Genomic DNA, 19,143 nt, shown 5'->3' with positions numbered 1-19,143 from the left:
CATCACAGCGGGGATGAAAGACTTACCCGCGTGAGAATCGTGGTTCTGGCCGGAGGAATCGGTGGCGCTCGTTTTCTGCGCGGACTCAGGGCGGCGGCGCCGGACGCCGAGGTCACCGTCGTCGGCAACACCGGTGACGACATCTACCTGTTCGGGCTGAAGGTCTGTCCCGACCTGGACACCGTGATGTACACGCTGGGCGGCGGCATCAACGAGGAGCAGGGCTGGGGCAGGCGCGACGAGACGTTCGCGGTCAAGGAGGAGCTCGCCGCCTACGGCATGGAGCCCACCTGGTTCGGCCTCGGCGACCGCGACTTCGCCACCCACATCGTGCGCACCCAGATGCTGGACGCCGGGTACCCGCTCTCCCAGATCACCCAGGCGCTGTGCGACCGCTGGCGGCCGGGGGTGCGGCTGCTGCCGATGACCGACGAGCGCGTCGAGACGCACGTGGTCATCGAGGACGAGAAGGGCAGGCGCGCCATCCACTTCCAGGAGTGGTGGGTGCGGCTGCGCGCGTCCCTCCCGGCGCTGGCGATCACCCCGGTCGGCGCGGCCGAGGCGAAGCCCGCGCCCGGCGTGCTGGAGGCCGTCGAAGAGGCCGACTTCGTGCTCTTCCCGCCGTCCAACCCGGTGGTCAGCATCGGGACGATCCTCGCGGTCCCCGGCATCCGGGAGGCGCTGACGGGCAAGACGGTCGTGGGCGTCTCCCCCATCATCGGCGGCGCTCCCGTCCGCGGCATGGCCGACGCCTGCCTCACCGCGATCGGGGTGGAGACGTCCGCCGCGGGCGTGGCCGGCTTCTACGGGCCCGAGCTGGTGAACGGGTGGCTGGTGGCGCCGCAGGACGCCCCGCACTTCGCCTCGCCGGGCCTGGAGCCGATGACCGTGCGGGCGCACCCGCTGCTGATGTCCGACCCCGAGGCCACCCGCGCCCTGGCGCGGGCCGCCGTGGACCTGGCCCTGGAGCTCGCATGATCGAGATCATCCCCGTTCTCGGGCTGCCCGAGGTGCGCCCCGGCGACGACCTGGCGGCCCTGATCACCGCGGCCTTCCCCGAACTGCGCGACGGCGACGTGCTCGTCGTCACCTCGAAGATCGTCAGCAAGGCCGAGGGCCGCGTCCTGCAGGCCGGCGACCGGGACAAGGCCGTCGACGCCGAGACCGTGCGCGTCGTCGCCCGCAAGGGCCGCACCCGCATCGTCGAGAACCGGCAGGGCCTGGTCATGGCCGCGGCCGGGGTGGACGCCTCCAACACCGAGCCGGGCACCGTCCTGCTGCTGCCCGCGGACCCCGACGCCTCGGCCTCGGCGCTGCGCGCGGCGCTGCCCGTCCAGGTCGGCGTGATCATCTCCGACACCGCGGGCCGCGCCTGGCGCTCCGGCCAGACCGACATGGCGATCGGCGCCTCCGGCGTGCTGCCCCTGGACGACTTCCGCGGCCGCACCGACACCCACGGCAACCTCCTGGAGGCCACCGTCACGGCCGTCGCCGACGAGATCGCCGCCGCGGCCGAACTGGTCAAGGGCAAGGTCGACGGCGTCCCCGTCGCGGTCGTCCGCGGCCTGCCCCGCCTGGTCGTCGACGAGGACGGGCCGGGCGCCGCGGCCCTCATCCGCACCCCGTCGCAGGACCTCTTCCGCTGGGGTTCGGCCGAGGTCGTCCACGCCCGCCGCACCATCCGCGAGTTCACCGACGAGCCCGTGGACGGCGAGGCCGTCCGCCGCGCCGTCGCCGCCGCGATCACGGCCCCGGCCCCGCACCACACCACCCCGTGGCGCTTCGTCCTCCTGGAGACGCCGGAGATCCGCACCCGCCTCCTGGACGCCATGCGCGACGCCTGGCGCGCCGACCTGGAACGCGACGGCTTCTCCGAGGAGTCCATCACCAAGCGCCTCCGCCGCGGCGACGTGCTGCGCCGCGCCCCGTACCTGGTCATCCCCTGCCTGGTCACGACCGACGGCGCGCACCCCTATCCCGACGAGCGCCGCGCCTCCGCCGAACGCGAGATGTTCCTGGTCTCCACCGGCGCCGCCGTCCAGAACCTCCTGATCGCCCTCACCGTGGAGAACCTGGGCTCCTGCTGGGTCTCCAGCACCATGTTCTGCCGCGACACCGTCCGCGAGGTCCTCGGCCTGCCCGCCGACTGGGACCCCATGGGCACCGTGGGCGTCGGCCACCCCGCGGCCCCGCCCCGCGACCGCGCCCCCCGCGTCCCGGACGCCTTCATCGAGGTCCGCTGACCCATCCGTGCGGTGTTCCTCCCCTCAGGAGGAACACCGCTGCGGGCCGCCCTTCTCCCGCGGACTTCAGGACCGCTGTCAGAGCGCGGGAAGCGCTCTTGGCCCCCCGCCGCATCAGGGCCGCCCCCGGTGCCCTCCTCAGGAGGGCCAGCCCGCCGGATTCGAGCACGACTCGCGTGTGATCCCCGACCCGGTGTCCGGGTGGTCCCCGAACCGCTCCTGGTGCAGCCGCGCGAAGAAGTAGCACATCGCCTCGCAGTCGGCGTCCTGCACCGCCATCTGCGGATCGCGGACCACCGCGTCGTAGAAGTCCCGCCCCATCGCGACGATGAACCCGCGAGCGTAGAGGAAGCCGTCGTCCGACCCGTCGGTCACCGCATGGACGTCCGCCCGGTCGATCTCGTGGAGCTTGCGTTCCAGCACCCGGTCGAGCACGGTCAGCTCCTCCGCCGACGCTCCGCCGCACCGCCCGGCGAGCTCGCGCAGGAACGCCCCGAGCGCCCCGTCGACCACGCCGAGCAGGTCCCACGCCTCAGTCCCCGGAGCCCGGCTCGCCAACGCCCGCCGCGCCCGCGCGACCTCGGCCCCCGACGCCCCCCACGCCGCCTCCACCAGCCCCCAGAACCGCTCTTCTTCCTCCGCGGCCGGAACCCGACCGCCTCCCATGTCCACCACGCCCGCAGGCTAGCCCCGCCCCCCGACAATCCCGCCTTCCCGAAACACACCGTTCCCCACCGACGCCCCGTCCGAGAAACCCACCATCAAACGCCTCCGGCGAAGAAGACCCGGGGCAGGAGGAGGTGCCGGGTCGGTCGACACCGCGACCCGAAGGTCTTTCCGAGCACCCTCGTCAGACGGTGAAGAGGCTGATCTTCACCCCCAGGGAATCCGCCAGGTGGGTCAAATCCCCGGGATCGCTGGTGACCACGGCGGCGTTGTTCTGCACGGCGGTGGCGACCACGATCGCGTCGACCACGTCCGAGGTTCCCGCCGCTCCGCAGGCCACTCCGGCGGCTCTGCCGATCCGCTGGCCGTCCGGGACGATCTCACAGCCCTTGAGAAGCCTGGAGATCTGGTGCTGCGGTCCGCCGCGCCATGCCTGAGCGAGTACCACGACCGGCACGAGAGGTCTGATACGAGCCGACGTCAACCGCTCGTGCAGAGCGAGGAGATCCGGATTGCGGCGTTCCGCGGCCAGCAGAGCACCGGTGTCGTAGACGATCGTGCGCACTAGCCGACCTCCGGCCAGGATTCGTCGTCCAGCAGTCCGATCTCCAGGAGGAAATCGTGAGCGCGCCGCTTCGACTCCTCCGGCAGGGGCCCGTACTCGTTCTCGTACTCCGACACCAGCTCGCGCGCGGCCGCTCGTCCCTGCACCTGCAGTGCAGCGAGCTGAGCCTTCTCGACAGCGGCCTCTGCCAGCCAGGCCGACACCGACTTTCCCTCACCCGCCGCGGCTTCCTTGAGCAGCTCCTCGACTTCGGACGGCACCGAGATCGACAGCTTCCGTACAGTCATGGCCCCACCGTAACCCACGGTAGGAAGGCTTTCCTACCGCTGTCGCGCTCTCGACGTCAGCCGCGTGCCCGGTGCCGGGTCGCGGCCCAGGCGAGCAGGACCGCCCCGGCCCCGCCGATCAACAGATCCGTCCACCGGGACAGCCCCGCCGCCCGGAGCAGACCGGCCACCCCGAAGGCGGTGTCCCACGACTCCTGGGTGAGGGCCGAGCCGAATCCCTGGACGAACGGCACGGCTCCGACGTCCAACGCGACCAGTACGCGGGACTCGCGGAGCTTCTCGCCCTGCTCATCCGCGTCGCCCAGGAGGCGGGCGGCTGCGGCCGGACCTCGACGCCGCCCGGGAGGCGGACGCGCTGATCACCCTCACCGACGGGCTGAACCTGCAGGTCCTGTTCGGACGCCGCACTCCGGACTCCGCGCCGGCCGTCCTGGAGGAGCGCATCGCGGCGCTCCGCGTCCCCTGACCCGCCTCTCCCAGCCCGCCGCGGACGCACCGTTCGAGCCGGACGGACGGCCGCGGTCATCCCCAGGCGGCGGTCTGCGGTTCGACGCCGCGGGCCTCGGCGTTCGCGAAGACCACGTCGCGCAGCCAGTCGGCCAGGCCCGGGGCCGCCTCGGCGTCGGCGAACTGCTCGGTCGCCTTTCTCAGCAAAGGGTGTTCGATCTGATCCAGCGGAACCCGGGCTCCCGGTACGGGAAGGCGGAGGTCTTCCCGCAGGCAACGCAGCGTGGGACGCACCGTCATGCGTCAGTCCTCCCAGTCGCCGACGCCGCCGAGTTCCTCGATCCGCTCGGGCGACAAACTCGTCAGCATCGCGACACTCCGGTGAAGGGGACCGTCCAGCACCCTCATCGACTCGATCATCCCGAGCCGGACCTCCTCTCGCCGCTGTTCCAGACAGGCCTTGGCGGCTTCGGTGACGAAGTCCTTCTTGGTCATGCCGAGGAAATGCGCGGCCTGGGAGATCAGCTCGTCCGTCTCCGGGTCGATCTTCAGCGGTGCCTGACGCCTGGGGTTCGCAGCTCCGGCCATGACCACCTCCTGAGGTCGAGGTACCCAAGTACCTCGTCTTGCCTCATCGAGCGGGGGATGGAGCGGCTTCCGCGAACGGTCGGCCCCGGCAGCCGGAAGGGTGGCGATTCGTGGCATTTCCTCCGCGAGGTTTTCCCCAGGTTGGCGCATCGCCGTGACCGGGGTCGATGTGCGCGGCTACCGTGGGCGACCAAGCCTCGGAGAACGGGAGTGGTCCGGGGACTCTCCTCGCTCGTCCTCTGCCCCTGGGAGCACGTGATGTCGGCTTCGAGCACCCCCTCCACGTCTCCGGCGATACGCGCCTACGCGGGCGAGCTGACGGCCTGGCGCGAGGAGGCCAGACTCAACAAGACCGAACTGGCCCGGCTGCTGGGCTACACCCCGGCCTACATCGCGCAGCTCGAAGACTGCAAGAACAAGCCGTCACAGAAGTTCTCCGAGGACTGCGACACGTTCTTCAAGATCAACGGGATCTTCGTCCGACTGTGGCGGAACATCGTCGACACCCGCCACCTGGCAATTCTGCCGCCTGGGTTTCCCGAATATCTGGAGCGGGAAATCCAGGCGGCCACCATCAGGATCTACAGTGGCATGCTTCTTCACGGCCTCTTCCAGACGCCGGACATCGTGAAAGCGATCATGTCCGTGGTGAACGACACCGAGACCGCGGCGGCTCTCACGGAAAAGCGCCTGTCCCGGCAGACCGGCGTCCTGAACAGGGAGAATCCGCCCCGGATCTTTCTGACAGTCGATGAGGTCCTGCTCCGCCGCGTCATAGGCACCGCGGAAATGCACCGGGCGCAGTTGGAGCATCTTCTCGCGCTCGCCACGCGGCACAACATCACGGTGCGCGTCGTACCGATGGACAGCGGCTACTACTCCGGCCTCACCGGGAGCTTCACCCTGTTCACCTTTGAGGATGGAACGCAGGCCGCTTACACCGAATCCGCCGGTAACGGAATACTGATGGACAATCCGGCACGAGTCGCCGATCTCGGCGTAGAGTACGAGCTGATCCAAGGGCATGCCCTGCGCGTGAACGAGTCACTCGCCATGATCAGAACCGTGTTGGAGGAGCCATGACACACGGATCAGCACCGCAGTGGCGCAAGAGCAGCCACAGCGGGCATCAAGGCGGAGAGTGCGTGGAAGTCGCCGAGATCTCCGGACGGATCGCCGTGCGCGACTCCAAGAACCCCGCCAGGCGCGTGCACCTGTTCGACAAGGCCGCCTTCCGTGCCTTCACGCGTTCGCTCCGCGTGGAGGACGACCGCCGCTGATGCCTCTCGGGTCCCCGTCCGCGGAACACGGACGGGGACCCTCTCGTCGTGCGAGGCGTGCCTACTTGACCGCCAGGGGAAGGAAGTGGCCCACGCCGTCGGTCTTGCGGGCGGCCTCGACGCGTTCGGCGGTGGGGCGGCCGTAGGTGGTGGTGCGCTGGACGGCGGGGCGGCCGGCGCGGGCGGCCATCGCCTCCAGGGACGACATGGTCTTGAAGCTGCCGTTGTCGGAGCCCGCCATGCGGGAGATGGTCTCCTCCATCAGCGTGCCGCCCAGGTCGTTGACGCCGCCCTGGAGGACCTCGGTGACCAGGTCGTCCGACAGTTTCACCCAGGAGGTCTGGATGTTGGGGATGGCGCCGTGCAGCAGGACGCGGGCCAGGGCGTGGACGGCCCGGTTCTCGCGGACGGTCGGCCCCGGGCGGGCCAGGCCGGCCAGGTAGATGGGCGCGTTGTGGTGGACGAACGGCAGCAGCACGAACTCGGTGAAGCCGCCCGTCCTCTCCTGGATGGAGCGCAGGAGCTTCAGGTGCCCCACCCAGTGGGCGGGGGTGTCGACGTGGCCGTACATCATCGTCGACGTCGTGGGCAGGCCGACCTCGTGGGCCGTGGTCACCACGTCCACCCATGCCGACGTGGGGAGCTTGCCCTTCGTCAGCACCCAGCGGACGTCGTCGTCGAGGATCTCGGCGGCGGTGCCGGGCAGCGAGTCCACGCCCGCCTCCTTCGCCGCGATGAGCCACTCGCGCAGCGACAGGCCCGTGCGGGAGACGCCGTTGATGACCTCCATCGGGCTGTAGGAGTGCAGGTGGATCTCGGGGGCGCGCTTCTTCACCTCGCGGGCGAGGTCGAAGTAGGCGGTGCCGGGCAGGTCGGGGTGGATGCCGCCCTGCATGCAGATCTCGGTGGCGCCCGCCTCCCACGCCTGTTCGACGCGGTCGCCGACCTGGGAGAGGGACAGGTTGTAGGCGTCGGCGTCGGTGCGGCGCTGGGCGAACGCGCAGAAGCGGCAGCCGGTGTAGCAGACGTTGGTGAAGTTGATGTTCCGGGTGACGACGTAGGTGACGTCGTCGCCGACGGCCTCCTTGCGCAGGTCGTCGGCGAGCGCCGCGAGCGCCTCCAGCTCGGGGCCTTCGGCGTGGAGCAGCGCCAGGGCGTGCTCGTCCGACAGGCCTCCGGGGTCCTTCTCGGCGGCGGCGAGCGCGGCCTTCACGTCGGCGTCGAACCGCTGGGGAGCGTTGACGCGTTCGCGCAGCGCCTCCCAGTCGCCGTACACCTCGTCGAAGTCGTCGCGGCGGTCGGACGTGCGGCCCTCGGTGTCGATCTCGACGTGCAGGTCGGTGCGGCCGGACGCGGTGAACCCGCCGTCGGGCTCCTGCCAGGTCCGCCCTTCCACGACGGCGTCCTCGTTCGCCAGCCCGTCGGCGTCCGACAGGGCGCGGACGTGCGCGAGCAGCCGCGGGTCCAGCCACGGCTCGCCCTTGCGGACGTACTCGGGATAGATGGTGAGCCGCTCCCGCAACCGGAAGCCGGACGAGGCGGTCTTCGCCGCCAGCTCGTCGATCTGCGGCCAGGGCCGTTCGGGGTTCACGTGGTCGGGCGTCAGCGGCGAGACTCCGCCCCAGTCGTCGATGCCCGCGCGGAGCATCAGCGCGTACTCGGAGTCCACCAGGTTCGGCGGGGCCTGGATGCGCGCCCTGGGCCCCAGCACGAGCCGGGCGACGGCGATCGTCGCGGCCAGCTCCTCCAGCTCCGCGTCGGGCGTCCCCCGCATGGCGGTGTCGGGCTTGGCGCGGAAGTTCTGGACGATGACCTCCTGGATCGCCCCGTACTCGCGCATCGTCCGCCGGATGGCGAACAACGCGTCGGCGCGCTCCTCGACGGTCTCGCCGATGCCGATGAGGATGCCGGTGGTGAACGGGACGTTGCAGCGCCCGGCGTCCTCCAGCACCCGCAGCCGGACGGCCGGGTCCTTGTCGGGCGAGCCGTAGTGCGGGCCGCCCTTCTCGCTGAACAACCGGGTCGCGGTGGTCTCCAGCATCATGCCCATGGACGGCGCGACGGGCTTGAGCCGCTGGAAGTCGCGCCAGGTCAGCACGCCGGGGTTGAGGTGGGGCAGCAGCCCGGTCTCCTCCAGCACCCGGATCGCCATGGCCCGCACGTAGGAGAGCGTGTCGTCGTAGCCCTGCTCGTCGAGCCACTCGCGGGCCTGGTGCCAGCGGTCCTCGGGCCGGTCGCCGAGGGTGAAGAGCGCTTCCTTGCAGCCCATGGCGGCGCCCTGCCGGGCGATCTCCAGCACCTCGTCGGGGCTGAGGAAGGGGGCCGGGAGCCTGTTCGGGGCGGTGGCGAAAGTACAGTAGCCGCAGCGGTCCCGGCAGAGCCGGGTCAGCGGGATGAACACCTTGCGGCTGTAGGTGATCACTCCTGGCCGTCCGGCGGCCTCCAGCCCCGCGTCGCGGGTCCGCGAGGCGTAGGTCAGCAGGTCGTCGAGCTGAGGGCCTCGGGCGTGCAGCAGGATCGCCGCCTCGGCCTGGTCCAGGGTCTTGCCGTCTCGGGCCCGTGCGAGCGCCCGCCGCAGCCCCGATTCACTCACAGCGCTCTCCATGAGGCGAACTCTATGCCAATCGTCATAATGAAGACAGAGGCAGGGCCCCTCGAGAGAACCGACCGGGAGAACAACGCGGGCGGCGGAATTCTTCCGCCGCCGCCCGTACTACGTCACACGTCGCTGGAGAAGCGCACCGCCGTGGGCGGCAGCTCGATGCCCGGCCACAGGCGCAGCCCGTCGCCCAGCTCGTTGCCCGGCCCCACGACCGCGCCGTCGCCCAGGATCGCGCCGTCCAGCATCGCGCCGGACGCCACCCGCGCGCCGCGGCCGAGCACGGAGTTGCGCACCCACGCGCCCTTGGCCACGACCGCCTCGTCGAAGAGCACACTGCCCGACACCGTCGAGCCCGCCTCGATCGTGGCGTCGGCGCCGACGACGGTGCCCGCGGTCACCACCGCGCGCGGCGAGACGTTCGCGCCCTCCAGCGCCAGCACGGGACCGGTCGGCCCGGGCAGCGCCGGGGAGTCCAGGCGGCCCAGCACCAGGTCGCACGAGCCGCGCACGAACGCCGACGGGGTGCCCACGTCCAGCCAGTACTGCGGGTCCACGAACCCCATGACGGTGTGCCCGGCCGCGATCAGCCCGGGGAACGTCTCGCGCTCCACCGACACGACCTCGTTGAACGGGATCGTGTCGATCACCGACCGGCGGAAGACGTACGAGCCGGCGTTGATCCGGTTGGTCACCGGGTTGTTGGTCTTCTCCAGGAACGCGGTGACGCGCCCCGTCCCGTCCGTCGGCACGCAGCCGAACCGCGACGGGTCGTCCACCTCGCTCAGGTGCAGCGTCACGGCCGCGTCGGCCTTCTGGTGCATCGCCACCTGGTCGGGGATGGAGTGCCCGGACAGGATGTCGCCGTTGAGCACCAGGACGGGGTCGTCGGCTTCACCGCGCAGCTCCTGCGCGGCGTTGCGGATCGCGCCGCCGGTGCCCAGCGGCCGCCGCTCGTCCACGTAGACCAGCTCGACCCCGTAGGCCTCGTCACCGAAGGCCGCCTCGAACATCTCCGCGCGGTAGGAGGTGGCGAAGACGATCCGCGTGATGCCCGCGGCGCTGGCCCTGGCCAGCTGGTGCGCGAGGAAGGGCACCCCCGCCGTGGGCAGCAGGGGCTTGGGAGTGGAGATCGTCAAAGGCCGCAGTCTCGTGCCTCTGCCACCGACCAAGAGAATCGCTTCCACGCCTCACCCTTCCGGACATACCCGAACCCGCCGCTCGCGACTGATCACAGAGCCTACTTGGCCCCTTACCCACGTAGGCTGGCCCGGTGACCTCACGCTGGCCCCGGCTTCTCTTCGTGCTGGTCGCACTGGGATTCTGCGCGTACGGCGTGGTAACGCAGTGGGACTCCTTCGCCGACGCCCTCTCCCGGTTGTCCCTGCCCCTGCTGGGCGGAGCGCTGCTGGCCGGCATGGCCGGCCTGGGCTGCTGGATGCTCGGGTGGCGGTCGCTGCTGGCCGGGTTCGGCGCCCCCCTGCCGGTGCCGGCCACCACCAGGATCATGTTCCTCGGACAGCTCGGCAAGTACGTGCCCGGTTCGGTGTGGGCGCTCCTCGGACAGGTGGAGCTCGCCCGGCCGTACGGGGTGCCCCGCGTCGCGTCGGGCGGCGCGACGCTCCTCGCGATGGCGACCACGGTCGCGACGGGGTGCGTCACCGCCGCCGCGACCCTCCCGCTGACCTCCGGTGACGCCGCCCGCCGCTACTGGTGGGCGCTGGCCCTGGCACCGGTGATGCTGGCCTGCCTGCACCCGAGGATCGTCACGTGGGGGCTGAACCTCGCGCTGCGGATCGTCCGGCGACCGCCCCTGGCCACCACCCTGGGACTCACTCCGATGAGCAAGGCGGTGGCGTGGACGCTGCTGGGCTGGGCCCTCTTCGGGCTGCACGTGTGGCTGCTGCTGCCGTCCGGCTCCCCGGCGCTCGCCTGCGGCGCCTACGCGCTGGCCTACGTGGTCGGCTTCCTCGTCATCTTCGCGCCCGGCGGGCTGGGCGCGCGGGAGGCCGCGCTGACGCTCGCGCTCGCCCCCGTGATCTCCTCCGCCGAGGCGCTGCTCGTCGCGCTGGCCTCGCGGGCCGTGCTCACCGCGGCCGACCTGTTGTGGGCGGGCGCGGGTTCCCTCGTCCGTCCTCCGACGAACGGGAATGAAACGGACGACAGGCGCCTTGTTCCCGGTGACGATCAACATCCGCTGGAGGAGTCACCGTGAGCGCACCCTTCCCCGTGACCGACGCGACCTTCGAGGAGGAGGTCCTCAAGTCGGACCTGCCGGTCCTGGTGGACTTCTGGGCGACCTGGTGCGGCCCCTGCCGGATGGTCGCCCCGGTGCTCGACCAGATCGCCGCCGAGTACGAGGGCAGGCTGAAGATCGTCAAGGTGGACCTGGACGAGAACCCGCAGACCGTCCGCGACTACGGCATCATGGGCGCCCCCACCCTCAACCTCTACAAGAGCGGCGAGGTCGTCGGCCAGGTCGTCGGCGCCAAGCCCAAGCGCGCCCTGGTCCAGTTCATCGAGCCGCACCTGTGAGCGCGTCGAGGTAGGCGTCCCAGACCGGGCCGTGGTCGGGTCTGCGCACCTCGGCGCGGAACCGCTCCGGGTCCTCGTAGAACCGCGCGATCGCCTCGCGCAGCGACACGGCGTCGCCGGGGTCGGCCAGCAGGCCGTCCACTCCCTCGCGGAGCTGGGACGGGAAGCCGCCGACCCTGGTGGCGATCACCGGGACGCCGTGCTCGAAGGCCATGAGGACGTTCTGCGACGCGGTCGCCGAGCGGTAGGGCAGCACCAGCGCGTCGCACGCCGCGAACAGGCCGCCGATCCGCTCCGCCGGGACGTAGCCGGGCAGCAGCTCGACGCGTTCGGCCAGTCCGAGCTCCGCGACCAGGGCGCGGGTGTCGTCCAGACCGCTCCAGAACTCTCCCGCCACGGTCAGCCCCACACCGTCAGGCAGAGCCCTGAGCAGTACGTCCAGCCCCTTGTAGGGGCGCACCATCCCGAAGAACAGCAGGCGCCCCCGGACGCCCTCCGAGGGCGCTTCCGCCCGCCGCATGGCGGGAAGGTGCGCGGGCATCTCGGCCGCCGTCACCGGGGTCGGCCCCAGGGAGCGGGCCAGCGCGGCCTGCTCGTCCGAGTGCACCAGCACCCCGTCCACCCGCCTGAGCAGCGCCCGCATCAGCGGGCGGTCGTAGGGCTTCGGCTCGTGCGGGAGCACGTTGTGGCACAGCGCGACCACCCGCGCCGACCTCCCGATCCCCCGCAGCAGCCCGAGGTAGGCCGGGACCTGGACGGACGAGAGCACCGCGAACACCACGAGGTCGCAGGAGCGCAGCCGCCTCCCCACCCGGTACCAGCCGTCCGGACGCCGCCACGACAACTCACGGCGCGTCCCGGGGAACACCTCGCCCTCGGGGACGTCGATGGTCTGCTGCCCCGGGTACAGGAAGCCCGGGTACTGCGCCTTCCACGACTCCAGCACCACCTCGTGCCCCGCCGCGCGGAGCCGGTGCGCCAGCTCGGTCGTGTGCTGCGCCCCGCCTCCCTTGTACGGGAAGGCGGGGCCGACCAGCGCGACCCTCACTCGTCTCCCCGCGACCGCACGATGAGGTCCGCCAGCAGCGCCAGGGACGCGATGAGCAGGCCGCTCATGAACATCAGCATCGTGTTGTTGGAGAAGTACAGGAGGTTGTGCCGGAACTGGTCGACGACGCCCTTCAGCACGGCCAGGCCCAGCAGCCACAACGCGAGCGGCATCAGCACCTTGAGCGGGTTGAAGTACATGACCATCCGCAGCACCTGCAGGATGTAGCGGTAGGCGTCCTTGGTGAAGTGGAACTTCGACTTCCCGGCCCGCTTGAAGTAGTCGATCGGCAGGTACATCACCTGGTGCTGGTTGCACAGGAACGCCAGCGTGATCGTGGTGACGCAGGAGAAGCCGGGCGGCAGCAGCCGCAGGTAGGGCCGGGCGACGTCCTTGCGGAACGCCCGCAGCCCCGAGTTCAGGTCGGGGATCCGCGACCCGGACAGCCGCTCGGCGATCTTGCGGATCGCCCACTTGGCCGGCACCCGCAGCAGCTTGTGGCTGCCCTCCTCGGTGCGCCGTGCGCCCACCACCTGGTCGACGGACGGGTCCTCGTCCAGGATGCGCACCAGCTCGGGGATGCGCTCGTTGGGGTAGGTCATGTCCGCGTCGGTCCACACCACGACGTCGCCGCGGGCCTGCTGGCTGCCGATCCTGCGGATCGTGCCCGAGCCGCTGTTGTGGTGGAAGGCGGTGACCTTGAGGTGGGGGTAGAGCGGCTCGGCGTCGCGCAACCGCTGGAGCGTGTCGTCGCTGGAGCAGTCGTCGTAGGCCAGCAGCTCGTACGTCATGCCGCTGGCGTCCATGGCCTTGGTGATGCGCTCGACCTCGTCTATCACGTGGTCCTGCTCGTTGTAGCAGGGCAGGACGACGGTGACGTGCGGAGACGGCTGCTCGGGACTCACGGTCGCCAAGGGTAGCGGCCCCTCGGAGGGCGGGTGCGATTCCCCGCACTCCGGACCCGATGATTAGGACAAGCCGCGTGACTTACGCAATACTGCTGCGAATCTTTGGCGCACTCAGAGAGATCACGAGGTCATGCGCGACGGAGTCGACTACGGCTTGGACTATCTGGAACGCCCCGAGATCACCGGTCACGAGATCCCCGTGGTGCGCGGCACCGGCTGGAAGATCGTCCAGTGGGTCTCCATCACGCTCGCCTCCGTACTGGTGCTCGGCAGCCTGACCGCCTACGGCTTCTACTACAAGCTGGTCGCGGGCAACATCGAGCAGCTCGACGACGAGCACGGCAACCTCGCCGACGAGGACAAGCGCCCCGACAAGCTCAACAGCTCGGTGAACATCCTCGTGATGGGCTCCGACACCCGCGAGGGACGCGGCAACGCCAAGTACGGCAGGACCGACGGGGAACGTTCCGACACCACGATCCTGCTGCACCTGTCGGCCGGCGGCGAGAAGGCGATCGGCATCAGCTTCCCCCGCGACTCCTGGGTGGACCTCCCCCAGTGCAAGTCCGCGTCCGGGCAGGCCATCGCCGCGCACCAGGGCATGATCAACTCCGCCTTCACCAACGGCGGCCCGTACTGCACCTGGAACACCATCGAGACGCTCACCCAGATCCGCATCGACCACTTCGTGAAGGTCGACTTCAGCGGGTTCAAGGGCATCGTGAACGCGCTCGGCGGCGTCGAGGTCTGCTCGCCCAAGGCCTTCACCGACCCCAAGGCCAAGCTGGTCATCCCCAAGGCCGGGCGGCAGACCCTCAACGGCGAGCAGGCCCTGGGCTGGGTCCGCACCCGCTACTCCCTGGGCGACGGCTCCGACCTCGGCCGCATCCAGCGCCAGCAGCAGTTCATGAGCGCGGTCATCCAGAAGGCGACCAGCAAGGGCGTCATGACCGACCCGGCGAAGATGATCAAGTTCGTCAACGCGGCGACCAAGTCCCTCAAGACCGACAAGGGCTTCAACTCCACCGAGATCCTCGACCTCGCCACCAAGGTCAAGGGCATCAACACCAAGTCCATCAAGTTCGTCACGGTGCCCTGGTACTACCCGACCGAGGCCGAGATCGCCGCGAACTCCAACCTGAGCGGCCGCGTCCTGTGGAAGCAGGAGGAGGCCCAGGAGCTGTTCGCCGCGATCCGCCGCGACAACACCCTGCCCAAGACCGAGAAGACCCCGCAGACCAAGACCCAGACCGTCAGCGCCCCTGCGAAGAGGGTCGACCCCTCGACCGTCACGGTGAAGGTCTACAACGGCACCAACCAGCAGGGCCTCGCCGGGCGCGCGGTCACCGACCTGGTCGCCAAGAAGTACCAGGCCTCCCTGGGCTCCACCGGCGTCTACAAGAACGGCTCCCTGGAGAAGACCGCCGTCCACTACGGACCCGGCGGCGAGGACGCCGCCGCCCAGCTGGCCAAGCTGGTGCCCGGCGTGGTCCCCGAGGCCTCCCCCGACGGCCAGGCCGGCGTCGTCTACCTCTACCTCGGCGCCGACTACACCGGCCTCGGCGGCAACGGCTCCGCCTCCATCCCGAAGGTGGACGGCGAGATCAAGGCCAGCGACAACATCTGCAAGAAGACCGCCTGACCCGCGGCCGGGCTCAGCCCCGCGGCGCGTACTCGGACTGCCAGACGGTGATGCGCAGCGCCCAGGTGTGCTTGGGGCGGTCGTCCAGCGCGTGGCCGTCCTGGCGGGTCCGCAGGTCCACCACCTTGCGGGGCTCCCCGTAGGGGGCTACGTCGGCGAGCTCCGCGCCGAGCAGCACCGGGCGGCGGCCCGCCGCGAGGACGCGGTCCGCGACGCGCTGCACGTCCCGCACGTCCGCGCCGTCCACCCGGGCCGTCGGCACGCCGCACATGTTGCGCACGACGGGTGAGAACCGGTCGGCGGTCACCCGCTCCACGATGAGCACGGTCGTGCCCTGCCGCAGCCCGGCGCACAGCCCGTCGACCGCTCTCAGCTCGCCCTGGTCGACCGCCTTGAAGACCAGCCCGGCCGAGGACGCGCCGACCGGGACGAGCAGCACCGCCGTCCCGGCGAACGCCATCGCGAACGTCGCGGCCCGCCCGTAGCCCAGGCGGCGGAACCGCCGGGTCGCCCACGCCAGCATCCAGACCGCCAGCAGCAGCACGCCGGGGATCACCACGGCCACCAGCCGCCGCGACGCCCACGGGTGGTCGGGGGTGATGCCGGGCCGCAGCAGCGTCGCCACGGTGGTCAGCGCGATGATCGAGAACGGCAGCACCCAGGCGGGCGACTCGCCGCGCAGCAGCCGCCGCACCAGGACTGCCGCGCCGAACGTGGCCAGGAGGAGGGCGGGCAGCCCGACGTACCAGACGACCCAGTGCAGGGCCAGCTCGGTGTACTGGCGGGCGCCGTCGACGGGCAGGCCGGTGCTGCGCTGGATGTGCTCGATGTAGCCGGAGTTGAAGGCGTCCTCGGGGTTGCCGGGCACCCTGCGCACCGTCTGCACGTACGGCCGCACCGCGAAGGCCAGCACCAGCAGCACGGTCAGGACGGCCGCGGCGTCCGGGAGCCTGCCCCGCGCCACCAGGTCGCCCGCGCGCAGGAACCAGCCGGGCCGCAGCCGCCACGCCGCGACCATGACGAGCGTGCCCGCGACCGCCGCGCCGCTGATCATCAGCAGCGGCCGGAGCGACCCGCCGATGTAGTCCAGGTAGGGCCGCGAGAGCAGGAAGCCCTCGGCGAGCCCGCCCGCCGCGCCGAGCACGAGCCCGGCCGCCAGCGGGATCCCGGTGCGGCGGCGGCGCGCGAACAGCACGCCCGCGAAGACCACGACGGGCAGGACGTCCCGCAGCCCGTCGATGCGCACCAGCACCACCAGGCCGAGGCAGAGCCCGGCCAGGAACGCGCGGAGGCGCCCCTCCCGCAGGTCGCGCACGTCGTGCATGAGGCACAGGCCGCCCAGCAGCAGCACCAGCGCGGCGGTCTCGCTGTAGGTGGAGCGGGAGACGAACATCAGCGGCCAGCACAGGGCGAAGGCCAGCGCCCCGACCGGCGCCCACAGCGGGCCGACCAGCCGGGCGGTGAGCCCGCCGAACGACAGCACCGCGCCCGCGCCCAGCAGCGGCGACATCGCCAGCAGCACCGGCGTCCCGCCGATCCAGCCGCCCAGCGCCAGCAGCAGCGGCAGCCCGGCCAGGAACTGCGGGACCAGCTCGCCGCCGGATTCGTAGAAGCCGGGGCTGGCGAACCGCAGGATCGGGTCGTCGCCGCCGAAGGCCCACGGCGACGTGGTGACCGGCAGGCGGCCGTGGTCGTTCAGCCAGGTCGCGAACTGCACGTAGGTCGCCGGGTCGCGCCGCACGATGATCTGCTCGGAGTTGAACTTCAGCTGCAGCAGCAGGAAGGCCAGGCTCACCAGCAGCACCCCGGTCGCGGGCCACCAGGCGAGGTACCGGCCGGGCGAGGGCGGCGCCTGCGCGCGGATCGCGCCGCGGCAGCCGACGGTCACCACCAGCGCGGCGACGGGGACGAACAGGGCCAGGGCCGGCCCGATCGTGTAGGAGCCCGCCAGCAGCAGGGGCAGGCTGACCAGCAGCCATGCGACGACGAGGAGCGCGGGCGCGAGGGAGAGCCGCGCCAGCAGGAGGGACGGCACCGCTGGTCTGTTCATACGGTGCAGCAGGCTATCGCCCGCGCCTGGCGAAATCAGGGGACCTCCTGCGGAGAAGGGTCGGTAGCCTCCCTCCATGGAGTTGACGCGCGCGGCTGCGCAGAAGCCGCTGGTGACCTTCTACGACGACGCGATCGGCGAGCGCCTGGAGTTCTCCCGCCGCACCTTCGACAACTGGGTCGCCAAGACGAGCAATCTGCTGCTGGAGGGCCTGGACGTCCGTCCCGGCGGGACGGTCGTGCTGGACCTCCCGGCGCACTGGCAGACGGCGGTGCTGCTGTTCGCGGCGTGGCACACCGGCCAGCGGGTGGTGATCGGCCCCCGCGCGGAGCTGGCCTCGGCCGTGGACGAGGGGATCTGGGTCACCGACACGCCCGAGAACGCTCCCGGGTGGGCTGATGAGGTGCTGGGGCTCTCCCTGGACGCGTTCGGCGCGCCGCTGGCGGACGCTCCCGCCTGGATCACCGACTACGCGGTGGAGATCCGGTCCTACGGGGACCGTTCACCTTCCCCGGTGGAGGCCCCGCCCAACACCCCCGTGCTGAATGTGATGAACGTCACATTCAGCAGGGAGCGGCTCGACGGGGAGGTCCGGGAATCCGTCGCGCGACACGGACTGACGGCCGGTGACCGCACTCTCAGCACGGTGGCGTACACCACTTCCGAAGCCTTGGTCGCCGGGCTGCTCGCCCCCCTCGAAGCCGGGGGATCCGTCATACTTTGTCGCAACTTGGATGATGATCTGATCCTTCGCCGGATCGAAACGGAGCATGTGACTGCGATAGCCGGACCGGAAGCGCCGTACGCCCCCGTACGGCGACTCCTCTGACCTACTCTCGTGGAGCCATGAACAGCCCCCTCTATCTCGACTACGCCGACGAGACGCAGCGGCCCGAGTCCCCCGCCGGAGAAGGCAAAGGCCTCTCCCGCGGCTGGCGGACGCTCGGTTGGACCTCCGTGGCACTGTCGGGGGTGCTGGTCGCCGGCAGCATCTCCGCTTACGGCTACGCGCGCTACATCGACAGCGGCATCAAGCGCGTCCCCGTCGACAAGAGCATCCTCACGCAGGTGCCCAAGCTCAACGAGGCGGTCAACATCCTGCTGCTGGGCTCCGACAGCCGCAAAGGCGGCAACGCCAAGTACGGCCGCAGCCTGGTCGACGAGACGCCGCGCGCGGACACCACGATCCTGCTGCACCTGTCGCCGGGCGGTGAGCAGGCCGTCGGCATCAGCTTCCCGCGCGACCTCATGGTCGAGATCCCCAGCTGCACCACCCCGGACGGCACCAAGTCCCCCGTGCAGATGGGGATGATCAATTCCGCGTTCTCCATCGGCGGCATGATGTGCACCTGGAAGACCATCCAGCACGTCACCAACATCCACGTCGACCACACGGTGGTCGTGGACTTCAACGGCTTCAAGGGCGTGGTCAACGCGGTCGGCGGCGTCAAGATCTGCCTGACCGAGGACGTCAACGACCCGAAGAGCAAGCTGAACCTCAAGAAGGGCACGCACAACGTCAGGGGCGAGCAGGCGCTGGCCTACGTGCGCGCCCGGTACGGCTTCAAGGACGGCTCGGACCTCAACCGCGTCAAGCGCCAGCAGCAGTTCCTCGGCTCGCTGGCCAAGAAGGCGCTGAGCCAGGACGTGCTGAGCAACCCGGGGACGCTGAACGCGCTGCTGCGCTCGCTCACCAAGACCGTCACCGTGGACGAGGACTTCACCTTCAACAAGATGACCGACCTCGCCGGCAAGCTGAAGGGCATCTCCCCGAGCAAGATCCGGTTCATCACGGCGCCCTACACCGCCTACGCGCCCGACCCCAACCGGGTGGCCCTGCGCGAGCCCGAAGCCGGCGAGTTCTTCGCCCAGATCGCCAACGACACCCAGATCGAGGACCCGACCAAGAAGAAGGTCACCGACGTCCCGCCCGCCGAGATCAACGTGCGGGTGCTCAACGGCAGCGGCTTCGACGGGGCGGCGGGCCGGGTCGGCGAGGCGCTGACCGCGAAGGGTTATCGGATACTCTCGGTCGGCAACCCCAAGAAGAACCCGCCCTCCACCCAGATCCTCTACGGCCAGGGTGCCGAGGACGCCGCCACGACGCTGGCCACCCTCATCCCCGGCGCCAAGGTGATCCCCGGCGCCAAGACCGCCGCCGGAGTGGTCGACCTCGTCCTCGGTCCCGACTGGACCGGCCAGCTCAAGAGCAGCATCCCCAAGAAGATGGACGGCGAGGTCAAGGCCACCGACAACATCTGCAAGACCACCTGACCCGCCGCGTC

Annotated in this window: 21 protein-coding genes; 10 read left to right on the top strand and 11 right to left on the bottom strand. The window is 70.7% G+C overall.

Going from position 1 to position 19,143, the window contains the following annotated elements; all coding sequences use genetic code 11:
* Positions 1–30: 30 nt before the first annotated feature.
* Positions 31–978, top strand: coding sequence for a 2-phospho-L-lactate transferase (gene cofD, locus C2865_RS07170; protein WP_106397573.1), 948 nt, complete (start codon positions 31–33; stop codon positions 976–978).
* On the top strand, positions 975–2,243 hold the full coding sequence (locus C2865_RS07165) for a coenzyme F420-0:L-glutamate ligase (RefSeq protein ID WP_106397572.1): 1,269 nt from the start codon (positions 975–977) through the stop codon (positions 2,241–2,243). The genes cofD and C2865_RS07165 overlap by 4 nt, the downstream gene beginning before the upstream one ends.
* A gap of 138 nt (positions 2,244–2,381) precedes the next feature.
* Here C2865_RS07165 and C2865_RS07160 read toward each other — a convergent pair whose 3' ends face one another.
* The 4 genes from C2865_RS07160 to C2865_RS07145 form a co-directional block, all read right to left on the bottom strand.
* Complete coding sequence (locus tag C2865_RS07160; protein WP_106398613.1) at positions 2,382–2,909, bottom strand: DUF4240 domain-containing protein; 528 nt, start codon at positions 2,907–2,909, stop codon at positions 2,382–2,384.
* Positions 2,910–3,093: 184 nt separating this feature from the next.
* Entirely contained in the window at positions 3,094–3,474 is a 381-nt protein-coding gene (locus C2865_RS07155) for a PIN domain-containing protein (protein ID WP_106397571.1), read from the bottom strand.
* Positions 3,474–3,761, bottom strand: a complete 288-nt coding sequence (locus tag C2865_RS07150) for a type II toxin -antitoxin system TacA 1-like antitoxin (RefSeq protein WP_106397570.1) — start codon at positions 3,759–3,761, stop codon at positions 3,474–3,476. Before C2865_RS07150 ends, C2865_RS07155 begins: the two co-directional genes overlap by 1 nt.
* A 56-nt stretch (positions 3,762–3,817) precedes the next feature.
* A complete protein-coding gene (locus C2865_RS07145) occupies positions 3,818–4,009 on the bottom strand; it encodes a hypothetical protein (protein ID WP_198653079.1) in 192 nt (63 codons plus the stop codon).
* Here C2865_RS07145 and C2865_RS41785 point away from each other — a divergent pair.
* The gene (locus C2865_RS41785) at positions 3,976–4,227 is read left to right on the top strand and encodes a TetR family transcriptional regulator C-terminal domain-containing protein (protein WP_106398612.1); all 252 of its coding nucleotides are present in this window, start codon (positions 3,976–3,978) and stop codon (positions 4,225–4,227) included. The two genes, C2865_RS07145 and C2865_RS41785, sit on opposite strands and share 34 nt — an antisense overlap.
* A gap of 56 nt (positions 4,228–4,283) precedes the next feature.
* Here the strand turns inward: C2865_RS41785 and C2865_RS41345 are convergent, their stop codons facing one another.
* Positions 4,284–4,415: a hypothetical protein gene (locus C2865_RS41345; protein ID WP_269802697.1), complete on the bottom strand. Its 132-nt coding sequence runs from the start codon at positions 4,413–4,415 to the stop codon at positions 4,284–4,286.
* 96 nt (positions 4,416–4,511) lie between these two features.
* Complete coding sequence (locus C2865_RS07130; protein WP_106397567.1) at positions 4,512–4,796, bottom strand: type II toxin-antitoxin system TacA family antitoxin; 285 nt, start codon at positions 4,794–4,796, stop codon at positions 4,512–4,514.
* 258 nt (positions 4,797–5,054) lie between these two features.
* Between C2865_RS07130 and C2865_RS07125 the strand changes: the two genes are divergently transcribed.
* Both C2865_RS07125 and C2865_RS41340 read left to right on the top strand, forming a co-directional pair.
* Positions 5,055–5,879, top strand: a complete 825-nt coding sequence (locus C2865_RS07125) for a helix-turn-helix domain-containing protein (RefSeq protein WP_157963604.1) — start codon at positions 5,055–5,057, stop codon at positions 5,877–5,879.
* A complete protein-coding gene (locus C2865_RS41340) occupies positions 5,876–6,076 on the top strand; it encodes a DUF397 domain-containing protein (RefSeq protein ID WP_106397565.1) in 201 nt (66 codons plus the stop codon). Before C2865_RS07125 ends, C2865_RS41340 begins: the two co-directional genes overlap by 4 nt.
* 61 nt (positions 6,077–6,137) lie before the next feature.
* Here C2865_RS41340 and C2865_RS07115 read toward each other — a convergent pair whose 3' ends face one another.
* The gene (locus C2865_RS07115) at positions 6,138–8,681 is read right to left on the bottom strand and encodes a bifunctional FO biosynthesis protein CofGH (RefSeq protein WP_106397564.1); all 2,544 of its coding nucleotides are present in this window, start codon (positions 8,679–8,681) and stop codon (positions 6,138–6,140) included.
* A 113-nt stretch (positions 8,682–8,794) separates the two neighbouring features.
* A complete protein-coding gene (gene manB / locus C2865_RS07110) occupies positions 8,795–9,862 on the bottom strand; it encodes a mannose-1-phosphate guanylyltransferase (RefSeq protein WP_106397563.1) in 1,068 nt (355 codons plus the stop codon).
* Positions 9,863–9,948: 86 nt separating this feature from the next.
* Here manB and C2865_RS07105 point away from each other — a divergent pair, with 86 nt between their 5' ends.
* Positions 9,949–10,890, top strand: coding sequence for a lysylphosphatidylglycerol synthase transmembrane domain-containing protein (locus C2865_RS07105; RefSeq protein WP_106397562.1), 942 nt, complete (start codon positions 9,949–9,951; stop codon positions 10,888–10,890).
* A complete protein-coding gene (gene trxA / locus C2865_RS07100) occupies positions 10,887–11,210 on the top strand; it encodes a thioredoxin (protein ID WP_106397561.1) in 324 nt (107 codons plus the stop codon). Before C2865_RS07105 ends, trxA begins: the two co-directional genes overlap by 4 nt.
* On the opposite strand, the gene C2865_RS07095 is transcribed toward trxA, so the two are convergent.
* Together C2865_RS07095 and C2865_RS07090 are read right to left on the bottom strand one after the other, a co-directional pair.
* Positions 11,191–12,258 (bottom strand): glycosyltransferase family 4 protein, encoded by a 1,068-nt coding sequence (locus tag C2865_RS07095; protein WP_106397560.1) that lies wholly within the window; start codon positions 12,256–12,258, stop codon positions 11,191–11,193. The genes trxA and C2865_RS07095 overlap by 20 nt on opposite strands.
* The gene (locus C2865_RS07090) at positions 12,255–13,172 is read right to left on the bottom strand and encodes a glycosyltransferase family 2 protein (RefSeq protein WP_106397559.1); all 918 of its coding nucleotides are present in this window, start codon (positions 13,170–13,172) and stop codon (positions 12,255–12,257) included. Before C2865_RS07090 ends, C2865_RS07095 begins: the two co-directional genes overlap by 4 nt.
* 124 nt (positions 13,173–13,296) lie before the next feature.
* On the opposite strand from C2865_RS07090, the gene C2865_RS07085 reads away from it, so the two are divergent.
* Positions 13,297–14,808 (top strand): LCP family protein, encoded by a 1,512-nt coding sequence (locus C2865_RS07085; RefSeq protein ID WP_106397558.1) that lies wholly within the window; start codon positions 13,297–13,299, stop codon positions 14,806–14,808.
* Between the two features lie 13 nt (positions 14,809–14,821).
* On the opposite strand, the gene C2865_RS07080 is transcribed toward C2865_RS07085, so the two are convergent.
* Positions 14,822–16,858, bottom strand: a complete 2,037-nt coding sequence (locus C2865_RS07080) for a class-II aminoacyl-tRNA synthetase family protein (protein ID WP_106397557.1) — start codon at positions 16,856–16,858, stop codon at positions 14,822–14,824.
* Between the two features lie 76 nt (positions 16,859–16,934).
* Between C2865_RS07080 and C2865_RS07075 the strand changes: the two genes are divergently transcribed.
* Both C2865_RS07075 and C2865_RS07070 read left to right on the top strand, forming a co-directional pair.
* Positions 16,935–17,687, top strand: a complete 753-nt coding sequence (locus C2865_RS07075) for a TIGR03089 family protein (RefSeq protein WP_106397556.1) — start codon at positions 16,935–16,937, stop codon at positions 17,685–17,687.
* A 17-nt stretch (positions 17,688–17,704) separates the two neighbouring features.
* Positions 17,705–19,132 carry an LCP family protein gene (locus C2865_RS07070; RefSeq protein WP_106397555.1) on the top strand — a complete coding sequence of 476 codons (1,428 nt, stop codon included), beginning with the start codon at positions 17,705–17,707 and terminating at the stop codon, positions 19,130–19,132.
* The last annotated feature ends 11 nt before the right edge of the window (positions 19,133–19,143 follow it).

The sequence above is a fragment of the Actinocorallia populi genome (assembly GCF_002995495.1).
Taxonomy (GTDB): domain Bacteria; phylum Actinomycetota; class Actinomycetes; order Streptosporangiales; family Streptosporangiaceae; genus Actinocorallia; species Actinocorallia populi.
This window is presented reverse-complemented; position numbering and strand designations above follow the sequence as displayed.